We start from the raw sequence: 17,295 nt of genomic DNA on the forward strand, positions 1-17,295 counted from the left end.
TGACGTGAAGCTGGTGATGGGCCTGTGCGACCGCGTGACGGTGCTGGACTACGGCAAGCAGATCGCGGAAGGAACGCCCGCCGATGTGCAGAAGAACGAGAAGGTGATCGAGGCCTATCTCGGAACGGGTGGGCACTGACGGCCCACCTGCCCCCCAACGCGCTGCGCGCCGTCCGGACTATGGAGGTTCAGTGAACCTCCAAAACCTGGCGAAGAGTCGAATCGCAAGATTCGACGCGGCCAGCAGGGCAGCCCGAGGGCCGGCAGAGCCGGACCTTGGGGCTCCACTCGGGAAGGCCTTGCGAGCCGGCCGGTATCACAAGAGATTTGGAGTCAAGAAATGACGAATGAAGTGCTGTTGAAGGTCAGCGGGCTGAAGGTGGCCTACGGCGGGATCCAGGCGGTGAAGGGCGCGGAGTTCGAGGTGCGCCGTGGCGAGCTGGTGAGCCTGATCGGTGCCAACGGCGCCGGTAAGACCACGACGCTCAAGGCCATCACGGGCCTGCAGCCGGTGGCCGCGGGCGACATCGAGTTCATGGGCAAGTCCATCAAAGGTCAGGGCGCTTGGGACCTGGTCAAGCAGGGCCTGGTGATGGTGCCGGAAGGCCGCGGGACCTTCACGCGCATGACCATCGTGGAAAACCTGCAGATGGGCGCCTACATCCGCAATGACAAGGCGCAGATCGAGGCCGACATCGAGCGAATCTTCGGCATCTTCCCGCGCCTGAAGGAGCGTGCCACGCAGCTGGCGGGCACCATGTCCGGTGGCGAGCAGCAGATGCTGGCCATGGGCCGCGCGCTGATGACGCAGCCCAAGGTCCTGCTGCTGGACGAGCCCAGCATGGGCCTGAGCCCCATCATGGTCGACAAGATCTTCGAGGTCGTGAACGACATCCACGGCCAGGGCGTGACCATCCTGCTGGTGGAGCAGAACGCCAGCCGCGCGCTGGCTGCGGCCAACCGCGGCTACGTGATGGAGAGCGGCCTGATCACCATGACCGGCGCGGGCAAGGACCTGCTCAACGATCCCAAGGTCCGCGCCGCCTATCTTGGTGAATGAACACTGCCCCCCGCTTGCACGGATGGCCGGCGGCGCAGCCGCCCGGCCTCCGCGCGAAGCCTGGGGATCCGGCTTTGCCGGGCCTGCGGGCTGCCTTGCAGGCCGCGTCGAATCTAGCGATTCGACCCTTCGCCAGGCTGTGGAGGTTCGCTGAACCTCCACAGTCCGGGCTCAGCCCCCTAGCGGGGGCGCGCGAAGCGCGTAGGGGGTGGTCGATCAGACCGGCTTCACGAGCTTGGAGCGGGCCCAGGCGTCGGCTTCGCGGCCGGGGGTGTTGCCCGAGACCTTGATGCGCTCCAGCAGCTCGGCCACGCGGCCGCGGATCTCGCTGACCTCGGCCATCACCTTGGACTCTTCGCCCTCGTTGCGGAACTCGCGGGCCACGCTGACGATACCGCCGGCGTTGACCAGATAGTCGGGCAGGTAGGTGATGCCGCGGGCCTGCAGTGCATCGCCGTCGGCCACGGTGGCCAACTGGTTGTTGGCGGCGCCGGCGATCAGCTTGGCCTGGATGGCGGGAATGCTCTGGGCGTTCAGCACGGCACCCAGGGCGCAAGGCGCCAGCACGTCGGCCTGGACCGACAGGATCTCGCCAACGCTCACGGCGCGGGCGTTCAGCTCGGCCTGTGCGCGGGCGACCTTGTCGGCGTTGACGTCAGCCACGACCAGCTGCGCGCCGGCCTTGTGCAGGAACGCGGCCAGGTGCCAGCCCACCGCGCCCAGGCCCTGCAGGGCCACGGTCACGCCTTCGAGCGAGCTGCGGCCCAGCACGCGCTTCACACCTTCATCGATGGAGACGAACACGCCCCAGGCGGTCTTGGGGCTGGGGTCGCCACCGAAGGCGCCTTCGCGCGGGATGCCGCTGACGAACTGGGTGTGCTGCTGCACCACGCGCATATCGGCCGTGGTGGTGCCCACGTCTTCAGCGGTGATGTAGGCGCCGTTCAGGGAGGCCACTGCGCGGCCGAAGGCAGCGAAGAGGGCGGGGCGGTCGAAGTCGCCGGCCGGCTTGATGATGACGGCCTTGCCGCCGCCGAAGGGCAGGTTGGCCAGGGCGTTCTTGAGGCTCATGCCTTGCGACAGGCGCAGCGCGTCGTTCAGGGCGGCCAGCTCGTTGTCGTAGGTCCAGAAGCGGCAGCCACCGAAGGCGGGGCCGCGGGCGGTGCTGTGCACGGCCAGGATGGTCTTCAGACCGGTCTGCTCGTCGGTGGCGAAGAGCACGCGCTCGTGGGCGGCTTGCTCGGGCAGGCCGAAGAGGGAGGAGGGGATGGAAGCCGGCGATTCGGTCAGGGCTCGGACGAGGTCAGACATGGCGTGCTTGCACTTGTGATGCGAGAGGAAAGAGCGCCACACCTGTCTGGAACAGCCCAGTCCAGGCCCTGTGGCGGCGGATCAGCACGGCTTGTGGCCGCGCTGGGCCGAGAGTGTAGGGGTGATGCAGGCCCGGCGCTTTCGTCAAAGCACAAGCATTCGGCATGCCGTGATGCATGCCACGCATCCCCTGGCAGGGCATGAGGGGACGGGGTTCAGTCCGGGTCCTGGAAGCTGCCGCGGCGCAAGGTCACGACGAGCGTGTCCCGGTGGCCATGCTCGGCGGCGGGCTGGATGGGCGTGGTCTCGTGGATCACGCGCTCGTCGTCCAGCAGCAGCAGGGTCCAGGGCTCCTGCAGGGTGAAACGCTCGCCGCGCGGGCCGTCGGCCTCGAAGACGCGCGATTCGCCGCCCTTGATGCCCACGCGGCTGACCAGGAACACGGCGACCAGGTCCACGCCGTCGCGGTGTGCACCCTCCGGCGTGGGGCGGCCGATCCCGTCGGTGGTGTCGATGCGGAACTGGTGGGTCTCGATGAACCAGGGCTGCGGGCCCTTGAGCGCATCGGCCACGCGTGCCAGGCGCAGCAGCAGGGCCTGCCAGGCGGGCAGGGCGGCCAGGGCCGGCTGCACGGGCTCGAACCAGCGCTCCAGGCCGCCGTGCAGCGCGTTGTAGTCCAGGGGCTGCCAGTGGGCGCGGTGGGCCTGCTGGCTCAGCCGGCCGCCTTCGGCCACAAAGCTGCCGTGGCGGCGGAAGCGGTAGCGACCACCGTCGCGCAGATAAGTGTCCGGTGGCAGATCGTTCCAGAAGGGTGCCAGCGCTTGCAGGTCCTCGGCACGCAAGCCTGCCCAGCGGCACAAGCCCTCCGGCGCGATGACGGCAGCGCCGAGTTCTCGCAGCCTGTCTTCGAACTGGGTGGGGCTGGCGTAGGGCGGCGGAAAGTGCTTCATGGGGACAAGTATGAGGCCGTCAAATCGGCGTCCAGGCGAGCGTTCCAGCCGTGCGGGCGCACAGCGCGCGGCATGCATGAGGTGGTGCTCCGGGCCATGTGCCCAGGGCCTGGGGCTGGCCCCGCCTGCTCAGCTGCCGTGCTTGTCGGCTTCGGAGGTGAAGGCGTCGGCGTAGAACGCTTCCGCCGGGAGTCCTCCCTGGGCCGTGAAATCTCGCTGGGCGCTCTCCACCATGATGGGCGCGCCGCAGGCGTAGACCTGGAAGCCGCTGAGGTCCGGCAGATCGGCCAGCACGGCCTGGTGGACGAAGCCTGTGCGGCCCGTCCAGGCATCCTCGACCTTGGGTTCGGACAGCACGGGGATGTAGCGCAGCGTAGGCATCTGCGCGGCGGCTTGCTCGGCCCAGTCGTGCAGATAGAGGTCCGACTTGCTGCGGCAGCCCCAGTAGAGGTGCACGGGCCGCGTCAGCTCCAGGTGCTGGATGCGCTCAAGGATGGCCTTGATGGGTGCGAAGCCGGTGCCGCTGGCCAGCAGCACGATGGGCTTGTCGCTGTCCTCGCGCAGGAAGAAGCTGCCGAAGGGGCCTTCCATGCGCAGGATGTCCTTCTCCTTCAGCGCGCCGAAGACGTGGTCGGTGAACTTGCCGCCGGGCATGTGGCGAATGTGCAGCTCGATGGCGGCGGGCGTGCCCAGGTTGTGGGGCGCATTGGCCATGGAGTAGCTGCGGCGGGCGCCGTCGCGCAGGATGAACTCGACGTACTGGCCGGCATGGAACTGGAAGTTCTGGTTGGCCGCCAGTTGCATGCGGATCACGGCCACATCGGGCGCCGGCTTCTCGATGCTCATGACACGGCTGGGCAGCTTCAACACGGGGAACTCCCCGGCACCGGGCACGGTGCGGGCCTCCAGCACGCAGTCGGTCTGAGGGGTGGCGCAGCAGGTCAGCACCATGCCTTGCGCCTCTTCCTCGGCGCTCAGGGCCTTGCTCTGGTGCGCGCCATGGATCACCCGGCCCTCCAGCAGCTTGCTCTTGCAGGAGCCGCAGGCGCCATCCTTGCAGCCATAGGGCAGGCCGACGCCCTGGCGGATGGCCGCACCGAGCAGGGTTTCATCGCGTTCGACGGCAAACTCGCGGCCGCTGGGCTGGACGGTGATCTGGAAGTTCATGGTGGGAAGGTCCGGACAATAAAGCGGCCCGTGTCCTGCCGGGGACTCGGCAGGGCGGGCCGTACACTAGGTCGACATTTTGCCTGAGCAGGGCCGGGCCTCGTCAGCCTGTCCTTTCGGGCCTGGCCATCCTGCACTTCGCCCATGTCCATGTCCAAGCACTTCCCCCTGCCAGATGCCCCGCAGCCTGCTGCCAGACCGCGGCTGCTGATCGTCGGCTGCGGTGATGTCGGCATGCGCGTGCTGCGCAGCCTGCCGGCGGGCTGGCAGGTCTATGCGCTGACGTCGTCGCCGTCCCGGTGCCAGGTCTTGCGGGCCGCTGGCGCCTCGCCGCTGCTGGGCAATCTCGACCATGCCCCCAGCCTGCGCCGCCTGGCCGGTCTTGCTACCCATGTGCTGCACCTGGCGCCGCCGCAGGCCAGCGGTGCCCAGGATTTGCGCACCCGCCGCCTGCTGCAGGCTCTGCGCCGAGGGCGAGCGCCGCAGGTACTGGTCTACGCCAGCACCACGGGTGTCTACGGTGATGCGCAGGGCGCGTGGCTGAACGAGACCGCAGCGCTGCGGCCGCGCTCGGACCGCGCGCACCGCCGCGTCGATGCGGAGCTGGTCTTGCGCCGTTTCGGGAGCGAGACCGGGGCGCATGTGAGCGTGCTGCGCGTGCCCGGCATCTACGCCTGGGACCGCGAAGGTGGGCATCCTCGCGAGCGCCTGGCGCGAGGCACGCCGGTGCTGGAGGCGGCGGATGATGTCTTCACCAACCACATCCATGCCGATGACCTGGCTCGTGTCTGCGTGCGGGCGCTGCTGCGCGCGCCGGTGGGGCGCTGCTTCAATGTTTGCGACGACACCCAACTGCGCATGGGCGAGTATTTCGACCTCGCGGCCGATCTCTGCGGCCTGCCACGCCCGCCGCGCATCAGCCGGGCGCAGGCGCGGGAGCAGTTGTCGCCCATGCAGCTGAGCTTCATGGCGGAGTCCCGCCGCCTGCTCAACGCGCGCATGAAGCGCGAGCTGGGCTTGCGCCTGCGCTACGCGGACGTGCGCGTGGGCCTGCTGGCCGGACGCTGAGGTTCCGGCACTTCAGCGGCGTCGGCCGCTGCGCCAGTTGTTGATCAGCAGCCAGGCGCCGATCATGCCACCCAGGTGGGCGAAGTGGGCGACGCCGCTGGCGCCGCTGAGGCCCATCAGCAGCTCCAGGGCACCGAAGATGGCCACGAAGACCTTGGCCTTCATGGGAATGGGCGGGAACAGGGGCATGATCACCCGGTCCGGGAACAGCATGCCGAAGCCCAGCAGGAGGCCGAAGAGCGCGCCAGAGGCGCCCACGGTCGGTGCAAAGGAGCCGATGGCGAAGGTGAACAGCAGCTGCATGGTCGCGGCACTGAGCGTGGAAGCCACCAGGAGCTGCAGGTAGCGGCGCCGGCCGAAGACCAGCTCCAGCTCGGAGCCGAACATCCAGAGGCCCAGCATGTTGAAGAACAGATGCATGGCGTCGCCGTGGAGGAAGGCGTAGCTGACCATCTGCCAGGGCATGAAATTGCCGCTGGTGAGGGGCCACAGGGCCAGCCAGTACTGCCATTCAGGCATCAGAATGAACAGGCAATAGAAACCCACGCAAGCCAGCATGAAGGCTTTGGTGACGGGTGGCAGTTGGGGCATGGTGGTGTCAGGTCTTGCGCTGAGGAACGGGGACGTGAGGCGAAGTGTATGCGGTCGGCCCCTGGCAGGGCCTCGCGGCGCTGCAGGCGCGAGGGGCCGGGCTGTCCCCCGGGGATGGCGTGGAGCGGTCCTGTGTGCGACCCTTCAGCGCCTGGGGGCGGTTGCAAGGGATGCTTGGACGGGGGCGTTCGGTGGGGGCGTTCGGAGGAGATTGCGCCGGGACCTGGGCGCAGAAATGAAAAAACCACCGGGCGGTGGTTTTTCTTCGCAATCAGCAACCATTTCGTATTTCGTGGTGCCCGGAGTCGGACTCGAACCGACACGCCTTGCGGCGGGGGATTTTGAGTCCCCTGCGTCTACCGATTTCGCCATCCGGGCAAAACGGCACTGAGCGCGAGCGTCGGATTATGCCATGCATTTGCATGGTACTCAGAGGCCGCCGGGGCTGCCCAGCCAGGCAACACCTGGCACCGGCGGCAGATTGCCCGGGCACTGCCCGCTTGAGCCTTGTCAAGGCCCCGTGCCCGTGGGGGGCGGGCGGGCTGATAGACAATCGCCGCCATGAGCACAAAACAGTACCCGAGTCTGGAGGACGTGATCGGCAATACGCCGCTGGTGCGTCTGCATCGCATCCTGGGGCCGGAGTTGGCGGCACGCGGCAATGTGCTGCTTGGCAAGCTGGAAGGCAACAATCCCGCTGGCTCGGTCAAGGACCGCCCCGCCATCAGCATGATCCGGCGTGCAGAGGAGCGCGGCGAGATCAAGCCTGGTGACACCCTGATCGAAGCCACCTCGGGCAACACCGGCATCGCGCTGGCCATGGCCGCAGCCATGCGCGGCTACCGCATGGTGCTGATCATGCCGGAGGACCTTTCCATCGAACGCGCCCAGACCATGAAGGCCTTTGGCGCTGAACTCATCCTGACGCCGCGCTCCGGCGGTATGGAGTACGCCCGGGACCTGGCCGAGCAGATGCAGCGTGATGGCCGGGGCCGCGTGCTGGATCAGTTTGCCAACGAGGACAACGCCCGCATCCATTACGAGACGACGGGGCCCGAGATCTGGCGCGATACCGGCGGCGAGATCACCCACTTCGTCAGTGCCATGGGCACGACGGGCACCATCACGGGCACCTCGCGCTACCTGAAGGAAATGAATCCGGCGGTACGTGTCGTTGGCGCCCAGCCGGCCGAGGGTTCGCGCATCCCTGGCATCCGCAAGTGGCCCGAGGCCTACATGCCCAAGATCTACCGTCCCGAGCAGGTCGACGAACTGGTGCAGGTCAGTCAGAGCGACGCCGAGGACATGGCCCGTCGCCTGGCCCGCGAGGAGGGCCTCTTCGCCGGCATCTCTGCGGCCGGCGCCTGCTGGGTGGCCCTGCAACTGGCCCGCACGCTCAGCAACGCGACCCTGGTCTTCGTGGTCTGTGATCGGGGTGATCGCTACCTGTCCACCGGCGTCTTCCCTGCCTAGAATCCTGCCCAGGAAAGTGACGCACATGGACATCCACAAGGAACTCGACACCCGCGGCCTGCACTGCCCGCTGCCCATCCTCAAGGCCAAGAAGGCCCTGGCTGAAATGCAGAGCGGGCAGCTGCTGAAGGTGGTGGCCACGGACCCGGGCTCGACCCGCGACTTCCAGGCCTTCGCCCGCCAGACCGGCAACGAGCTGGTGGCGCAGAGCCAGTCCGGCGAGGAGTTCGTGCACGTGCTGAAGCGCCGCTGAGCGGCCCCCCGCCCCTGTCAGCGAGAAGGCCTGCCGGCTCTGACCGAGTCCGCAGGCCTTTTGATTGCGTGGGACGCGCAGGCTCAGATGGGCAGCGACTGCAGGTATTCTCGAAAGCCCGGGCCCAGCTCAGGATGCGCCAGCGCCAGTTCCACATTGGCCTGCAGGAAGCCTTCCTTGGAGCCGCAGTCGTAGCGCTTGCCCTCGTAGCGGTAGGCGAAGACCTTCTCGCGACGCAGCAGGCCGGCGATGCCGTCCGTCAGCTGGATCTCGCCGCCCACGCCGCGCGGCTGGCTGGCAATCTCATGGAAGACGCCCGGGGTGAGGATGTAGCGCCCCGCAACGCCCAGGCGTGAAGGCGCGACGTCAGGGGCGGGCTTCTCGACGATGCGCTGGACATCCACCAGCTTGTCGCTGACCGGCGCGCCGGCCACGATGCCGTAGCGGCGTGTGTGTTCGGCGGGCACTTCCTGCACCGCGAGGATGGAGACGCGCCACTCGCGGAACTGCTCGACCATCTGCTTCAGCACGGGCTGACCCTGGGGGCCCACCATCAGGTCATCCGCCAGCAGCACGGCAAAGGGCTCGTTGCCCACCAGGCGTTGCCCGCACAACACGGCATGACCAAGTCCCAGGGCCTGTGCCTGCCGGACATAGATGCACTCCATGTCATCCGGCTTGACACTGCGCACCACCTCCAGCAGCTCCTGCTTGCCGGCCTGCTCCAGACCCACCTCCAGCTCGAAGCTCATGTCAAAGTGGTCTTCGATGGGGCGCTTGTGACGGCCGGTCACAAAGATCATCTCCCGGATACCTGCGGCATAGGCCTCTTCAACCGCATACTGGATCAAAGGTTTGTCCACGACCGGCAGCATTTCCTTGGGCTGGGCTTTTGTTGCCGGGAGAAAACGCGTGCCGAGGCCCGCAACTGGGAAAATGGCTTTGTTGATTTGCATCTGGCGAGCTGCCTGGAGCGGATTCGCTGGATTGTGGCACGGGGTGTCTGGCCTCAGCGCAAGGCCGTCGGGAACATGAAAAGATGAATTTGCTGGTGCTGGAACCTCTGGACGCGGACGTGATCGAATGGCTGGGCAAGCGGCATGCCGTGCGTGTGGCGCCTGAATTGGCCCGCGATCCTGCTGCTCTGCGTGAAGGTCTGCAGCAGATGCACGGCCTCATCCTGCCGCCGACCGTTGCGGTGGACCATTCACTGCTGAAGGCCGCACCGCGCCTGCGGGTGATAGGCCGAGTGAGTGCCGGCATCGAGACTGTGGACATCGAGGCCTGTCGCATGCACGAGGTGGAGCTGGTGCGCTCCGGCACGGCGACCGCGCAGGCCGAGGCCGAATACATGCTGGGCGCGGCCCTGAACATGCTGCGCCGCGTGCCGGTCTATGGGGCCGATGGCTTGCTGGTGGGGCGGGAGCTGGGGCAATCCACGGTGGGGCTGCTGGGCCTGACACCGGCCTCGCGCGTCCTGGCCCAGATCCTGCCGGCCTTTGGTGCCAAGGTGCTGGGCTACGACCCCTCGCTGCATGAGAGCGAGGAACTCTGGCAGCAATGGAACATCCCGCCCGTGGCCCTGCGTGCGCTGATGGAGCAGAGCGATGTGCTTTGCGTGCAACTGCCCTTTTACCCGCGCTACAAGGGCCTGCTGGGCCACCGGGTGCTGGGGCACGCCAAGGCCAACCAGGTCGTCGTGGCGCTCACGCATTGCGCCATGTTCGACGATGTGGCCCTGGCAGGCGCCATGCGCAGTGGTCGCATCCTCGCCGCCTGGATGGACAGCGTGGAGCCCGGCTGGCTGGAGCCCGACCGGCCCCTGCACGGCATGCCCAATCTGCAGATCACGCCGCGCGTGGCCAGCACCACGCGGGAGTCGCGCGTGCGGGCCGCCTGGGCCGTGGCACGGCGCATGGATGAGCTGTTGAGCAAGCCGGAGGCGAGGGCCGGCACTGTGGCGGAGCCCAGCGGGGCTTGAAGACCTCCGGCTGCGTCATCCGGGAAGGCCATCACCGGCTTCCTGATTCGCAGCCCCAAAAGCAGCGGGGGCCGTTGCCGGCCCCCTTGTGCTGTGCTGCCAGGATTCGGGTGAGGAATCCCGCGAGACACATCAACCCAGTCGCGCCGCCTGCGCCTTCAGCCGCTCCAGCGTTGCACTGAACTCGACCACGCGCTGGCGTTCCTGGGCCACCACGGCCTCAGGCGCGCGGGCCACGAAGCTCTCGTTGGACAGCTTGGCCGTCGCCTTGCTGATCTCGCCTTCCAGCCGGACGACTTCCTTGCCCAGGCGGGCACGTTCCGCCTCGACGTCGATCTCCACCTTCAACGCCAGGCGGGCCTCGCCATGCACCAGCACCGGCAGCGCGGCGGCGGCCTGCTCGAAGGTGGCGTCATCCACCAGCTGCACCTCGGCCAGCTTGGCCAGCGTCTTGATCAGCGGGGCGGCCTCGGCGATGAAGCTCTGGCCACCGGCCACCAGCAGGGGCACGCGCTCGGCAGGCGAGAGGCCCATCTCGCTGCGCAGGCTGCGGCAGGTGCCCACCACGGCCTTGAGCTGCTCCACCCAGGCGATGGCCGCCGGGTCGATCTTCTCAGGCTGGGCCACGGGGTAGGCGGCGTTGACGATGAACTCGCTGTTCTTGCGGCCGGCCACCGGGGCGACGGTCTGCCACAGGGCTTCGGTGATGAAGGGCGCCACCGGGTGCAGCAGGCGCAGCGTGGTCTCGAGCACGCGAATCAGGGTGCGGCGCGTGGCTCGCTGCTGGGCTTCGTTGCCGACCTGGATCTGTACCTTGGCGATCTCCAGGTACCAGTCACAGTACTCGTTCCAGACGAAGTCGTAGATGGCATTGGCGACGTTGTCCAGGCGGTAGTCCGCAAAGCCCTGGGCCACGGCCTGCTCCACCTTCTGCAGCTCGCTCGTGATCCAGCGGTCAGACGGGCTGAAGCTCAGGTAGCCGCCTTCGCAGTCCGCGGCAGTGTGCTCCTTGAGCCCGCAGTCCTGGCCCTCGGTGTTCATCAGCACGAAGCGGGTGGCGTTCCAGAGCTTGTTGCAGAAGTTGCGGTAGCCCTCGCAGCGCTTGGAGTCGAAGTTGACCGAGCGGCCCAGCGTGGCCATGGCCGCGAAGGTGAAGCGCAGGGCATCGGCGCCGTAGCCAGGGATGCCCTCGGGGAACTCCTTCTCGGTGGCCTTGCGGACCTTGGGCGCAGTCTCGGGCTTGCGCAGGCCTTGCGTGCGCTTGTCCAGCAGGGGCGCCAGCTCGATGCCGTCGATCAGGTCCACGGGGTCCAGCACATTGCCCTCGGACTTGGACATCTTCTTGCCCTGGGCATCCAGCACCAGGCCGTGGATGTAGACGTGCTTGAAAGGCACCTTGCCGGTGAAGTGCTTGGTCATCATGATCATCCGGGCGACCCAGAAGAAGATGATGTCGTAGCCCGTGACCAGCACGGAGGAGGGCAGGAAGAGGTCCTGCTCCAGGGTGGCCTCGGGCCAGCCCAGGGTGGAGAAGGGCACCAGGGCGGAGGAGTACCAGGTGTCCAGCACGTCCTCGTCGCGGGTCAGGGTCTTGCCCGGGGCCTTGGCTTGCGCCTCGGCCTCGCTGCGGGCGACGTAGACATGGCCGTCCTCGTCATACCAGGCCGGGATCTGGTGGCCCCACCACAGCTGGCGCGAGATGCACCAGTCCTGGATGTTCTTCATCCACTGGTTGTAGGTGTTGACCCAGTTCTCGGGCACGAACTTGACGTCGCCGGAGCTCACGGCCTCGATGGCTTCCTCGGCGATGCTCTTGCCGTTGGCGCCGGCCTTGCTCATGGCCACGAACCACTGGTCTGTCAGCATGGGCTCGATGACCTGGCCCGTGCGGGCGCAGCGCGGCACCATCAGCTTGTGCTTCTTGACCTCGACCAGCAGGCCTTGGGCCTCCAGCTCGGCCACGATCTTCTTGCGGGCGACGAAGCGGTCCAGCCCTGTGTACTCGGCCGGAATCTCGGTGGCCTCATGCGCGCTGACCTTGGCCTCCAGGTCGAAGATGGTCAGCATGGGCAGCTTGTGGCGCAGGCCCACCTGGTAGTCGTTGGTGTCGTGGGCGGGCGTGACCTTGACGACGCCAGTGCCGAATTCCTTGTCCACGTAGTCGTCGGCGATCACGGGCACCAGGCGCCCGGTGATGGGCAGCTTCACCTGCTTGCCGATCAGGTGGCGGTAGCGCTCGTCCTCGGGGTGGACCATCACGGCGGTATCGCCCAGCATGGTTTCCGGGCGGGTGGTGGCCACGACCAGGGACTCACTGCCTTCGGCCAGCGGATAGCGGATGTGCCACAGCGAGCCGTCTTCTTCCTCGCTCTCCACCTCCAGGTCGGACACGGCGGACTTCAGGATGGGGTCCCAGGAGACGAGGCGCTTGCCGCGGTAGATCAGCCCTTCCTCGTAGAGGCGCACGAAGGTCTCGGTCACCACCTTGGAGAGCTTGTCGTCCATGGTGAAGTACTCGTGCTCCCAGCTCACCGAGTCACCCATGCGGCGCATCTGGCGCGTGATGGTGCTGCCGGACTGCTCCTTCCATTCCCAGACCTGGGCGACGAAGTTCTTGCGGCCCAGGTCGTGGCGGCTCTGGCCCTTCTCCTGCAGCTGGCGCTCCACCACGATCTGCGTGGCGATGCCGGCGTGGTCGGTGCCAGGCACCCACAGGGTGTTGTGGCCGCGCATGCGGTGGTAGCGCGTCAACGAGTCCATGATGGTCTGGTTGAAGGCGTGGCCCATGTGCAGGGTGCCGGTCACGTTCGGCGGCGGCAGCTGGATGCAGAAGGAGTCGCGGCTCTTGTCCAGGGTGGGACGGTAGAGGCCTTGGGACTCCCACAGAGGGCCCCAATGGGCTTCCAGGGCGGCGGGCTCGAAGGACTTGGCAAGTTCGGTCATGACGCGCTTTGCTGCTTGAAATGGCCACGGGGCGTCTCCTCGCGGAGGCGCCCCGTCGGCGGGAATCAGGGGTTGCCCGATTGTAGGGGCCCCGTCGCCTGCTCCTCAGGCTGAATCCTGGGGGCGGCGCTCAGTGGGGGCTCGGTGCGGCTCAGCCCCTGCTCAGCGCGACTGCAGGGTCAGGCGCTGCGTCTGCCCCGGGGCAAACTCAAGGCTGAACTCGAAGGACTCTCCTGCGCGCACCGGGTTGCCGTACAGCGGATCGCGCGTGTCCAGCACCAGCGCCAGGTAATGGCCGGCCGGTGCGTCGTAGGCCGTGGCCACGAGGTCCAGGCTGAGGTTCATGGCCTGCCCGGGCTGTGCCTGGTGCCAGGCGCGGGCGCCGTGGGTGATCAGGGTGCCGAAGCCGGCGGCGTCCACGTCATACAGGTAGGCCACCAGCAGGCCGCGCGCCTGCGAGGGCTTGATGCGCAACTGGAGGTTGGGGATGCCGCGCAGCTTCAGCGCGCTCTTGAGCCAGCCGCCCTCGTAACGGATGCCGTTGCCCCACAGGATGGTGGCCTGGTGGTTGATCACCGGCAGGCCCACGCTCTCCATCAAGGGCGAGAGCACGGGCAGGGGGCCGCTGCTGGCCGTGGTGTCCGAGCTGTTGCCGATGCGGTCGCTGACCGTCTCCGTGCTGGGTGCGCTGCCCAGGCCGCCGGTCCAGCCCCGGGTGCAGAGGCAGCTCCAGTCCCAGCGCACGGCGCCGCGAGGCTGCAGGTACAGGGACTGCGTCTTCAGCTCGGGTGCCGGCCAGTTGGACAGCAGTTCGCGGTAGCCCGCGAACTTGGGCTGTAGATCGACCTTGGGTTCGGTGTCGACGCCATTGGCCTCGTTCTTCAGCCAGCGGGCCAGCCAGCGCTGGGCCTGGGTCCAGATGTGCTGGTCCACGCCCAGGACGGCGCCGGGCAATTCGGCGGAGGCATGGATGCCGCTCTGCAGCAGCAGCTTCTTGGGTCCCTCCAGACCGGCGAAGAGCGCCATGCTGGAGTTGGGCGAGAACATGTCGTCCTGCCAGTTCTTGACCAGCATGATGGGCACGCGGCGGCTGTTGAGTTGCGGGAGCACGCTGCTGGGCGACCGGGCCCAGGCCCAGTTGGCGATCTCGCTGATCCTGGCCGCAGGCGTGTCGGGGTTCTGCAGCAGGCTGTTGTAGTTCGCGACCAGCGGATCCAGCCGGCCGGTGAGCTGGCCGGAGAGCTGCAGGATGTCCAGCCAGATGGGGTTGGGCACTTCGTTGCGGTACATCTGCTCGATCAGCGCCGCCCAGCCGGACATGGCCACCACGGTCTTGATGCGGCTGTCCCGGGCGGCTGCCAGCAGCGAGAGCCCCGCACCGTAGGAAATGCCGGCGGAGGCCAGGCGTTGCGGGTCGGACGGGGTGTTGGCGCTGATCCAGTCCAGCATGCTGGAGGCGTCCGCCACGTCGGCCGGACCGGCCACGCCCACCGTCCCTTCGGAGCCCCAGAAGCCTCGCGCGGTGTAGGCGAAGGCTACATAGCCCTGCTGGGCGAGGCGCTGCTGCTGGCCCACGTACTCGAAGAAGTCAGCCGCCGCCCAGCTGCTGATGAACATCACGGCCGGCGCCTTGGCGCCCGTGGGATCTGCCTTGGGAAGGAACACGTTGGCACTGAGCAGCGTGCCATCGCTGCCGGGGATCCTGAGCCCGCCGATGAAGCAGGTGCCGTCTCTGGGCGAGGTCACGCCCGGCATCAGTTGAGGCAGGGTGTAGACCGCCGCCTCCGCAGGGGTGGCACTGCGGCAGCCCAGCGCCTGCGCGCCCAGGGGCAGCAGGCTCAGGCCTGCACCCAGCAAGGCTGCGAGCAGTGCAGGTGCGGCGCGACGAGGGCGCGCCGCAGTCCTGCTGCTCCCGAAATTCTTCCAACTCTGCATGGCTTGTCTCCTTTTGCTTGATACGGTCTTGGTGCTGAAATAGCACGACCGTTCGTTTTATTGTTGGAGTGGGGCGCAGGGCTGGATAGCGGTGAATTCCCAGAAGAAGCTGTAAAAAGACGACGCCGGCCTGCATCAAGTTGATGCAGGCCGGCGCTTTTGAAAGAACTTACAGGCGACAGGCTCAGTCGGATGTGCTCGGGTCCTGTTCCCTCAAGGCCTTGCGGAATACCGGCGCCAGCTCGGCGTTGCCAAAGCCGCTGAGGTGGTTGTCGTCGATGTAGAGCGGACGACCCTGGCGGCTGGTCGCGCAGCGTTGCCCGTCGCACAGCAGGGCGGTCGGGTCGATGATGCGTGCGCCGCAGCGCCGCCGCGCCTCGTCCTGAGCCTGCCAGACCCAGGCGTTGCGGGCCTGGTAGTCCTGCCAGGCCAGGCCCAGTTCCGGCTCCTGCCCCATGGCCAGGCGCCTGGACATGAGCTGGGGCACGTGACGGCCGATCTCGGGGATGGGGCGCACCACCCACACAGGGCGCGTGGCTGCCAGCTCGCAGATGTCGTGGCTCAGCTGCGAGGCGAAATGGCCCAGTCGGTCGGGATCCACCGGGCCCTTGGCCGGGAACTCGATGCGTGGACGCTGTTCTTCTGGCGCCGCTTCATTGGCACCGAAGGCCCGCGAGGCATAGCGCGATGCCAGGACCACGCCGACCTCAGGCGGCAGCGTTGCGATGGTGTCGCGGGCCCAGCGGTTGAAGGCCGCGCAGTCGTAGGAAGCCGAGGCCCAGGGCGTGTCGAAGCGTGCGTCATGCACGTAGGGGCAGCCGGAGTAGGTCATCTGCAGCAGGGAGCGCCCTGGCGGCAGGGCCGCCTTCACAGCGCCGACCAGAATCGATGCATGGCTGTCGCCCAGGAGCACCCAGGCTGGCGGACCTTCGCCAAACTGGCACATCGGCGATCGCGGCTCCTCGCGGGCATGGCATTCGCTGGCCCGTTCGGCGTGCTCCTGGCCGACCGCAGCGATCGCCTCGGCCCGCGCATCGAAGCGTCCTGGCCAGCCCTGGGCCAGCCACAGGCCCACCGCCAGGACCGCGGGCAAGGCCGTGGCCCCTGCGAGGCGAAGCGCAGCCGGGCCTCGCCCCCACCGCGCCAGGTGGCGAGTTGCCGCCTGCTCCGCCAGGCGCCATGAAGCCTCGCTGAGCAGCAGGGTGGCCAGCAGGGCTGCCAGCTGGGGCAGGGCCTGGCGCTCCTGCCCCAGATAGCTCAAGACCACGCAGGCCGGCCAGTGCCAGAGATAGATGGAGTAGGAACGGCTGCCCAGGTACTGGAGCAAGGTTGGCGCGGTGAGCGGCGAATTCTGTCGGGCGGCCAGCAGGATGGCTGCTGTCCCCACCGTGGGCAGCAGGGCTGGCAGCCCGGGCCAGGGCCAGCGGCCGTCAATCAGCACCATGCTGCCCAGCAGGAACAGAGCGCCCAGGGCCTCCAGGGCGCTGCGCAGTCGCTCCTGGCCGGCTCGCCAGGCCGGCAAGGCATGCAGCAGGCCGCCCAGCAGCATCTCCCAGGCCCTGCTGTGCAGGCCGTAATAGGCTGCCGTGGGATCCCGGAGGCTGAGCCAGACTGACAGCCCCAGGCTCAGCAAGCCCAGTCCCCCCAGGACCAGCCAGAGCTGCCGACGACGGCCGCCCAGCCTGAAGACGGCCAGGAACACCAGTGGCAGCAGCAGATAGAACTGCCATTCGACGGACAGCGACCAGCTGTGCAGCAGCCATTTGTCATGCGAACTCGCATCGAAGTAGCCGGCCTCGCCCCAGTACTTGTGATTGGAGAAGAAGGCCACCGTAGCCAGGCTGTGCGAAGCCAGCCGCTTGTAGTCCAGCGGCAGCAGCACGAAGTACCCCAGGAGCAGCAGGCTCAGACACAGCAGCAGCAGAGCCGGAACGATGCGGCGTGCTCGGGCGAGCAGGAAATCGGCCACGGGGATGCGGCCGGCATCCAGCCCCTTGAGCAGAATGCCCGTCATCAGGTAGCCGGAGATGACGAAGAAGGCGTCCACGCCGACAAAGCCGCCGCTGAGCCCGGGCACGCCGAGATGGAAGAGCACGACGGACATCACAGCCCAGGCGCGCAGACCGTTGATGTCCAGGCGGAAGCTGGCGGATGGAGAGGGGTGAGGCATGCAGGCGCTGGGCTGAACCGGACAAGGCCTGCATTGTGGCGAGGGCATGCTGTCCGGCGGCGCCAGGGGCTCACTCAAATAAGGGCCTGGCCTGCGTTTTTTGCGTCGCTAGGGGTGATTTTGAAACAAGTTCTAACAATTCGCTGCTCGCTGTCGGAGGGCGGGGCTGGGTTGCCACGAGGCCTTGAGCTGACGCACCCCTGCGTTTGGGCTGGGACCGATCCGCAGGGGATGCAGGGGGCGTCACATGAACAAATGCTCACCGGGGTTTTGGCTGGCGCCGAAACGCCGGGGTCATTGGGGAGCGCTACATGAACAAGTGCTCGCCGACGTTTTGGCTGGCGCCGAAACGCCGGAGTCATTGGGGAGCGTTACATGAACAAATGCTCGCCG

13 protein-coding genes, 1 tRNA gene and 1 pseudogene are annotated in these 17,295 nt (G+C 67.5%); 6 read left to right on the forward strand and 9 right to left on the reverse strand.

Annotated elements, in window-relative coordinates; all coding sequences use genetic code 11:
• Both ACS5PK_RS07420 and ACS5PK_RS07425 read left to right on the forward strand, forming a co-directional pair.
• Positions 1 to 139, forward strand: a pseudogene (locus ACS5PK_RS07420) (ABC transporter ATP-binding protein); the annotation flags it as partial.
• Positions 140 to 340: 201 nt separating this feature from the next.
• The gene (locus ACS5PK_RS07425; protein WP_439439602.1) at positions 341 to 1,060 is read left to right on the forward strand and encodes an ABC transporter ATP-binding protein; all 720 of its coding nucleotides are present in this window, start codon (positions 341 to 343) and stop codon (positions 1,058 to 1,060) included.
• A 216-nt stretch (positions 1,061 to 1,276) separates the two neighbouring features.
• On the opposite strand, the gene ACS5PK_RS07430 is transcribed toward ACS5PK_RS07425, so the two are convergent.
• The 3 genes from ACS5PK_RS07430 to ACS5PK_RS07440 form a co-directional block, all read right to left on the reverse strand.
• Positions 1,277 to 2,371, reverse strand: coding sequence for a Leu/Phe/Val dehydrogenase (locus tag ACS5PK_RS07430; RefSeq protein WP_439439603.1), 1,095 nt, complete (start codon positions 2,369 to 2,371; stop codon positions 1,277 to 1,279).
• 215 nt (positions 2,372 to 2,586) lie between these two features.
• The gene (locus tag ACS5PK_RS07435; protein WP_439439604.1) at positions 2,587 to 3,321 is read right to left on the reverse strand and encodes a 2OG-Fe dioxygenase family protein; all 735 of its coding nucleotides are present in this window, start codon (positions 3,319 to 3,321) and stop codon (positions 2,587 to 2,589) included.
• A 129-nt stretch (positions 3,322 to 3,450) separates the two neighbouring features.
• Positions 3,451 to 4,488 (reverse strand): CDP-6-deoxy-delta-3,4-glucoseen reductase, encoded by a 1,038-nt coding sequence (locus ACS5PK_RS07440; protein ID WP_439439605.1) that lies wholly within the window; start codon positions 4,486 to 4,488, stop codon positions 3,451 to 3,453.
• A 144-nt stretch (positions 4,489 to 4,632) separates the two neighbouring features.
• Here ACS5PK_RS07440 and ACS5PK_RS07445 point away from each other — a divergent pair, with 144 nt between their 5' ends.
• Entirely contained in the window at positions 4,633 to 5,556 is a 924-nt protein-coding gene (locus tag ACS5PK_RS07445) for an SDR family oxidoreductase (RefSeq protein WP_439439606.1), read from the forward strand.
• 12 nt (positions 5,557 to 5,568) lie between these two features.
• On the opposite strand, the gene ACS5PK_RS07450 is transcribed toward ACS5PK_RS07445, so the two are convergent.
• Both ACS5PK_RS07450 and ACS5PK_RS07455 read right to left on the reverse strand, forming a co-directional pair.
• Positions 5,569 to 6,147, reverse strand: a complete 579-nt coding sequence (locus ACS5PK_RS07450) for a rhomboid family intramembrane serine protease (protein ID WP_439439607.1) — start codon at positions 6,145 to 6,147, stop codon at positions 5,569 to 5,571.
• Positions 6,148 to 6,440: 293 nt separating this feature from the next.
• A tRNA-Leu gene (locus tag ACS5PK_RS07455) sits at positions 6,441 to 6,525 on the reverse strand.
• 183 nt (positions 6,526 to 6,708) lie between these two features.
• On the opposite strand from ACS5PK_RS07455, the gene cysM reads away from it, so the two are divergent.
• Positions 6,709 to 7,620, forward strand: coding sequence for a cysteine synthase CysM (gene cysM, locus ACS5PK_RS07460; RefSeq protein ID WP_439439608.1), 912 nt, complete (start codon positions 6,709 to 6,711; stop codon positions 7,618 to 7,620).
• Between the two features lie 25 nt (positions 7,621 to 7,645).
• On the forward strand, positions 7,646 to 7,873 hold the full coding sequence (locus tag ACS5PK_RS07465; protein ID WP_183106294.1) for a sulfurtransferase TusA family protein: 228 nt from the start codon (positions 7,646 to 7,648) through the stop codon (positions 7,871 to 7,873).
• An 83-nt stretch (positions 7,874 to 7,956) separates the two neighbouring features.
• Here the strand turns inward: ACS5PK_RS07465 and galU are convergent, their stop codons facing one another.
• Positions 7,957 to 8,829 (reverse strand): UTP--glucose-1-phosphate uridylyltransferase GalU, encoded by an 873-nt coding sequence (gene galU, locus ACS5PK_RS07470; protein ID WP_439439609.1) that lies wholly within the window; start codon positions 8,827 to 8,829, stop codon positions 7,957 to 7,959.
• Between the two features lie 83 nt (positions 8,830 to 8,912).
• On the opposite strand from galU, the gene ACS5PK_RS07475 reads away from it, so the two are divergent.
• Complete coding sequence (locus ACS5PK_RS07475; protein WP_439439610.1) at positions 8,913 to 9,854, forward strand: NAD(P)-dependent oxidoreductase; 942 nt, start codon at positions 8,913 to 8,915, stop codon at positions 9,852 to 9,854.
• A gap of 132 nt (positions 9,855 to 9,986) precedes the next feature.
• On the opposite strand, the gene ACS5PK_RS07480 is transcribed toward ACS5PK_RS07475, so the two are convergent.
• The 3 genes from ACS5PK_RS07480 to ACS5PK_RS07490 all read right to left on the reverse strand — a co-directional run bounded on the left by ACS5PK_RS07480 (position 9,987) and on the right by ACS5PK_RS07490 (position 16,902).
• Complete coding sequence (locus ACS5PK_RS07480; protein WP_439439611.1) at positions 9,987 to 12,797, reverse strand: valine--tRNA ligase; 2,811 nt, start codon at positions 12,795 to 12,797, stop codon at positions 9,987 to 9,989.
• Between the two features lie 162 nt (positions 12,798 to 12,959).
• Positions 12,960 to 14,732, reverse strand: a complete 1,773-nt coding sequence (locus tag ACS5PK_RS07485) for a CocE/NonD family hydrolase (protein ID WP_439439612.1) — start codon at positions 14,730 to 14,732, stop codon at positions 12,960 to 12,962.
• A gap of 184 nt (positions 14,733 to 14,916) precedes the next feature.
• On the reverse strand, positions 14,917 to 16,902 hold the full coding sequence (locus ACS5PK_RS07490) for an acyltransferase family protein (RefSeq protein WP_439439613.1): 1,986 nt from the start codon (positions 16,900 to 16,902) through the stop codon (positions 14,917 to 14,919).
• Between the last annotated feature and the right edge of the window lie 393 nt (positions 16,903 to 17,295).

This window comes from Roseateles sp. DB2 (assembly GCF_051857535.1).
Lineage (GTDB): Bacteria > Pseudomonadota > Gammaproteobacteria > Burkholderiales > Burkholderiaceae_C > Roseateles_B.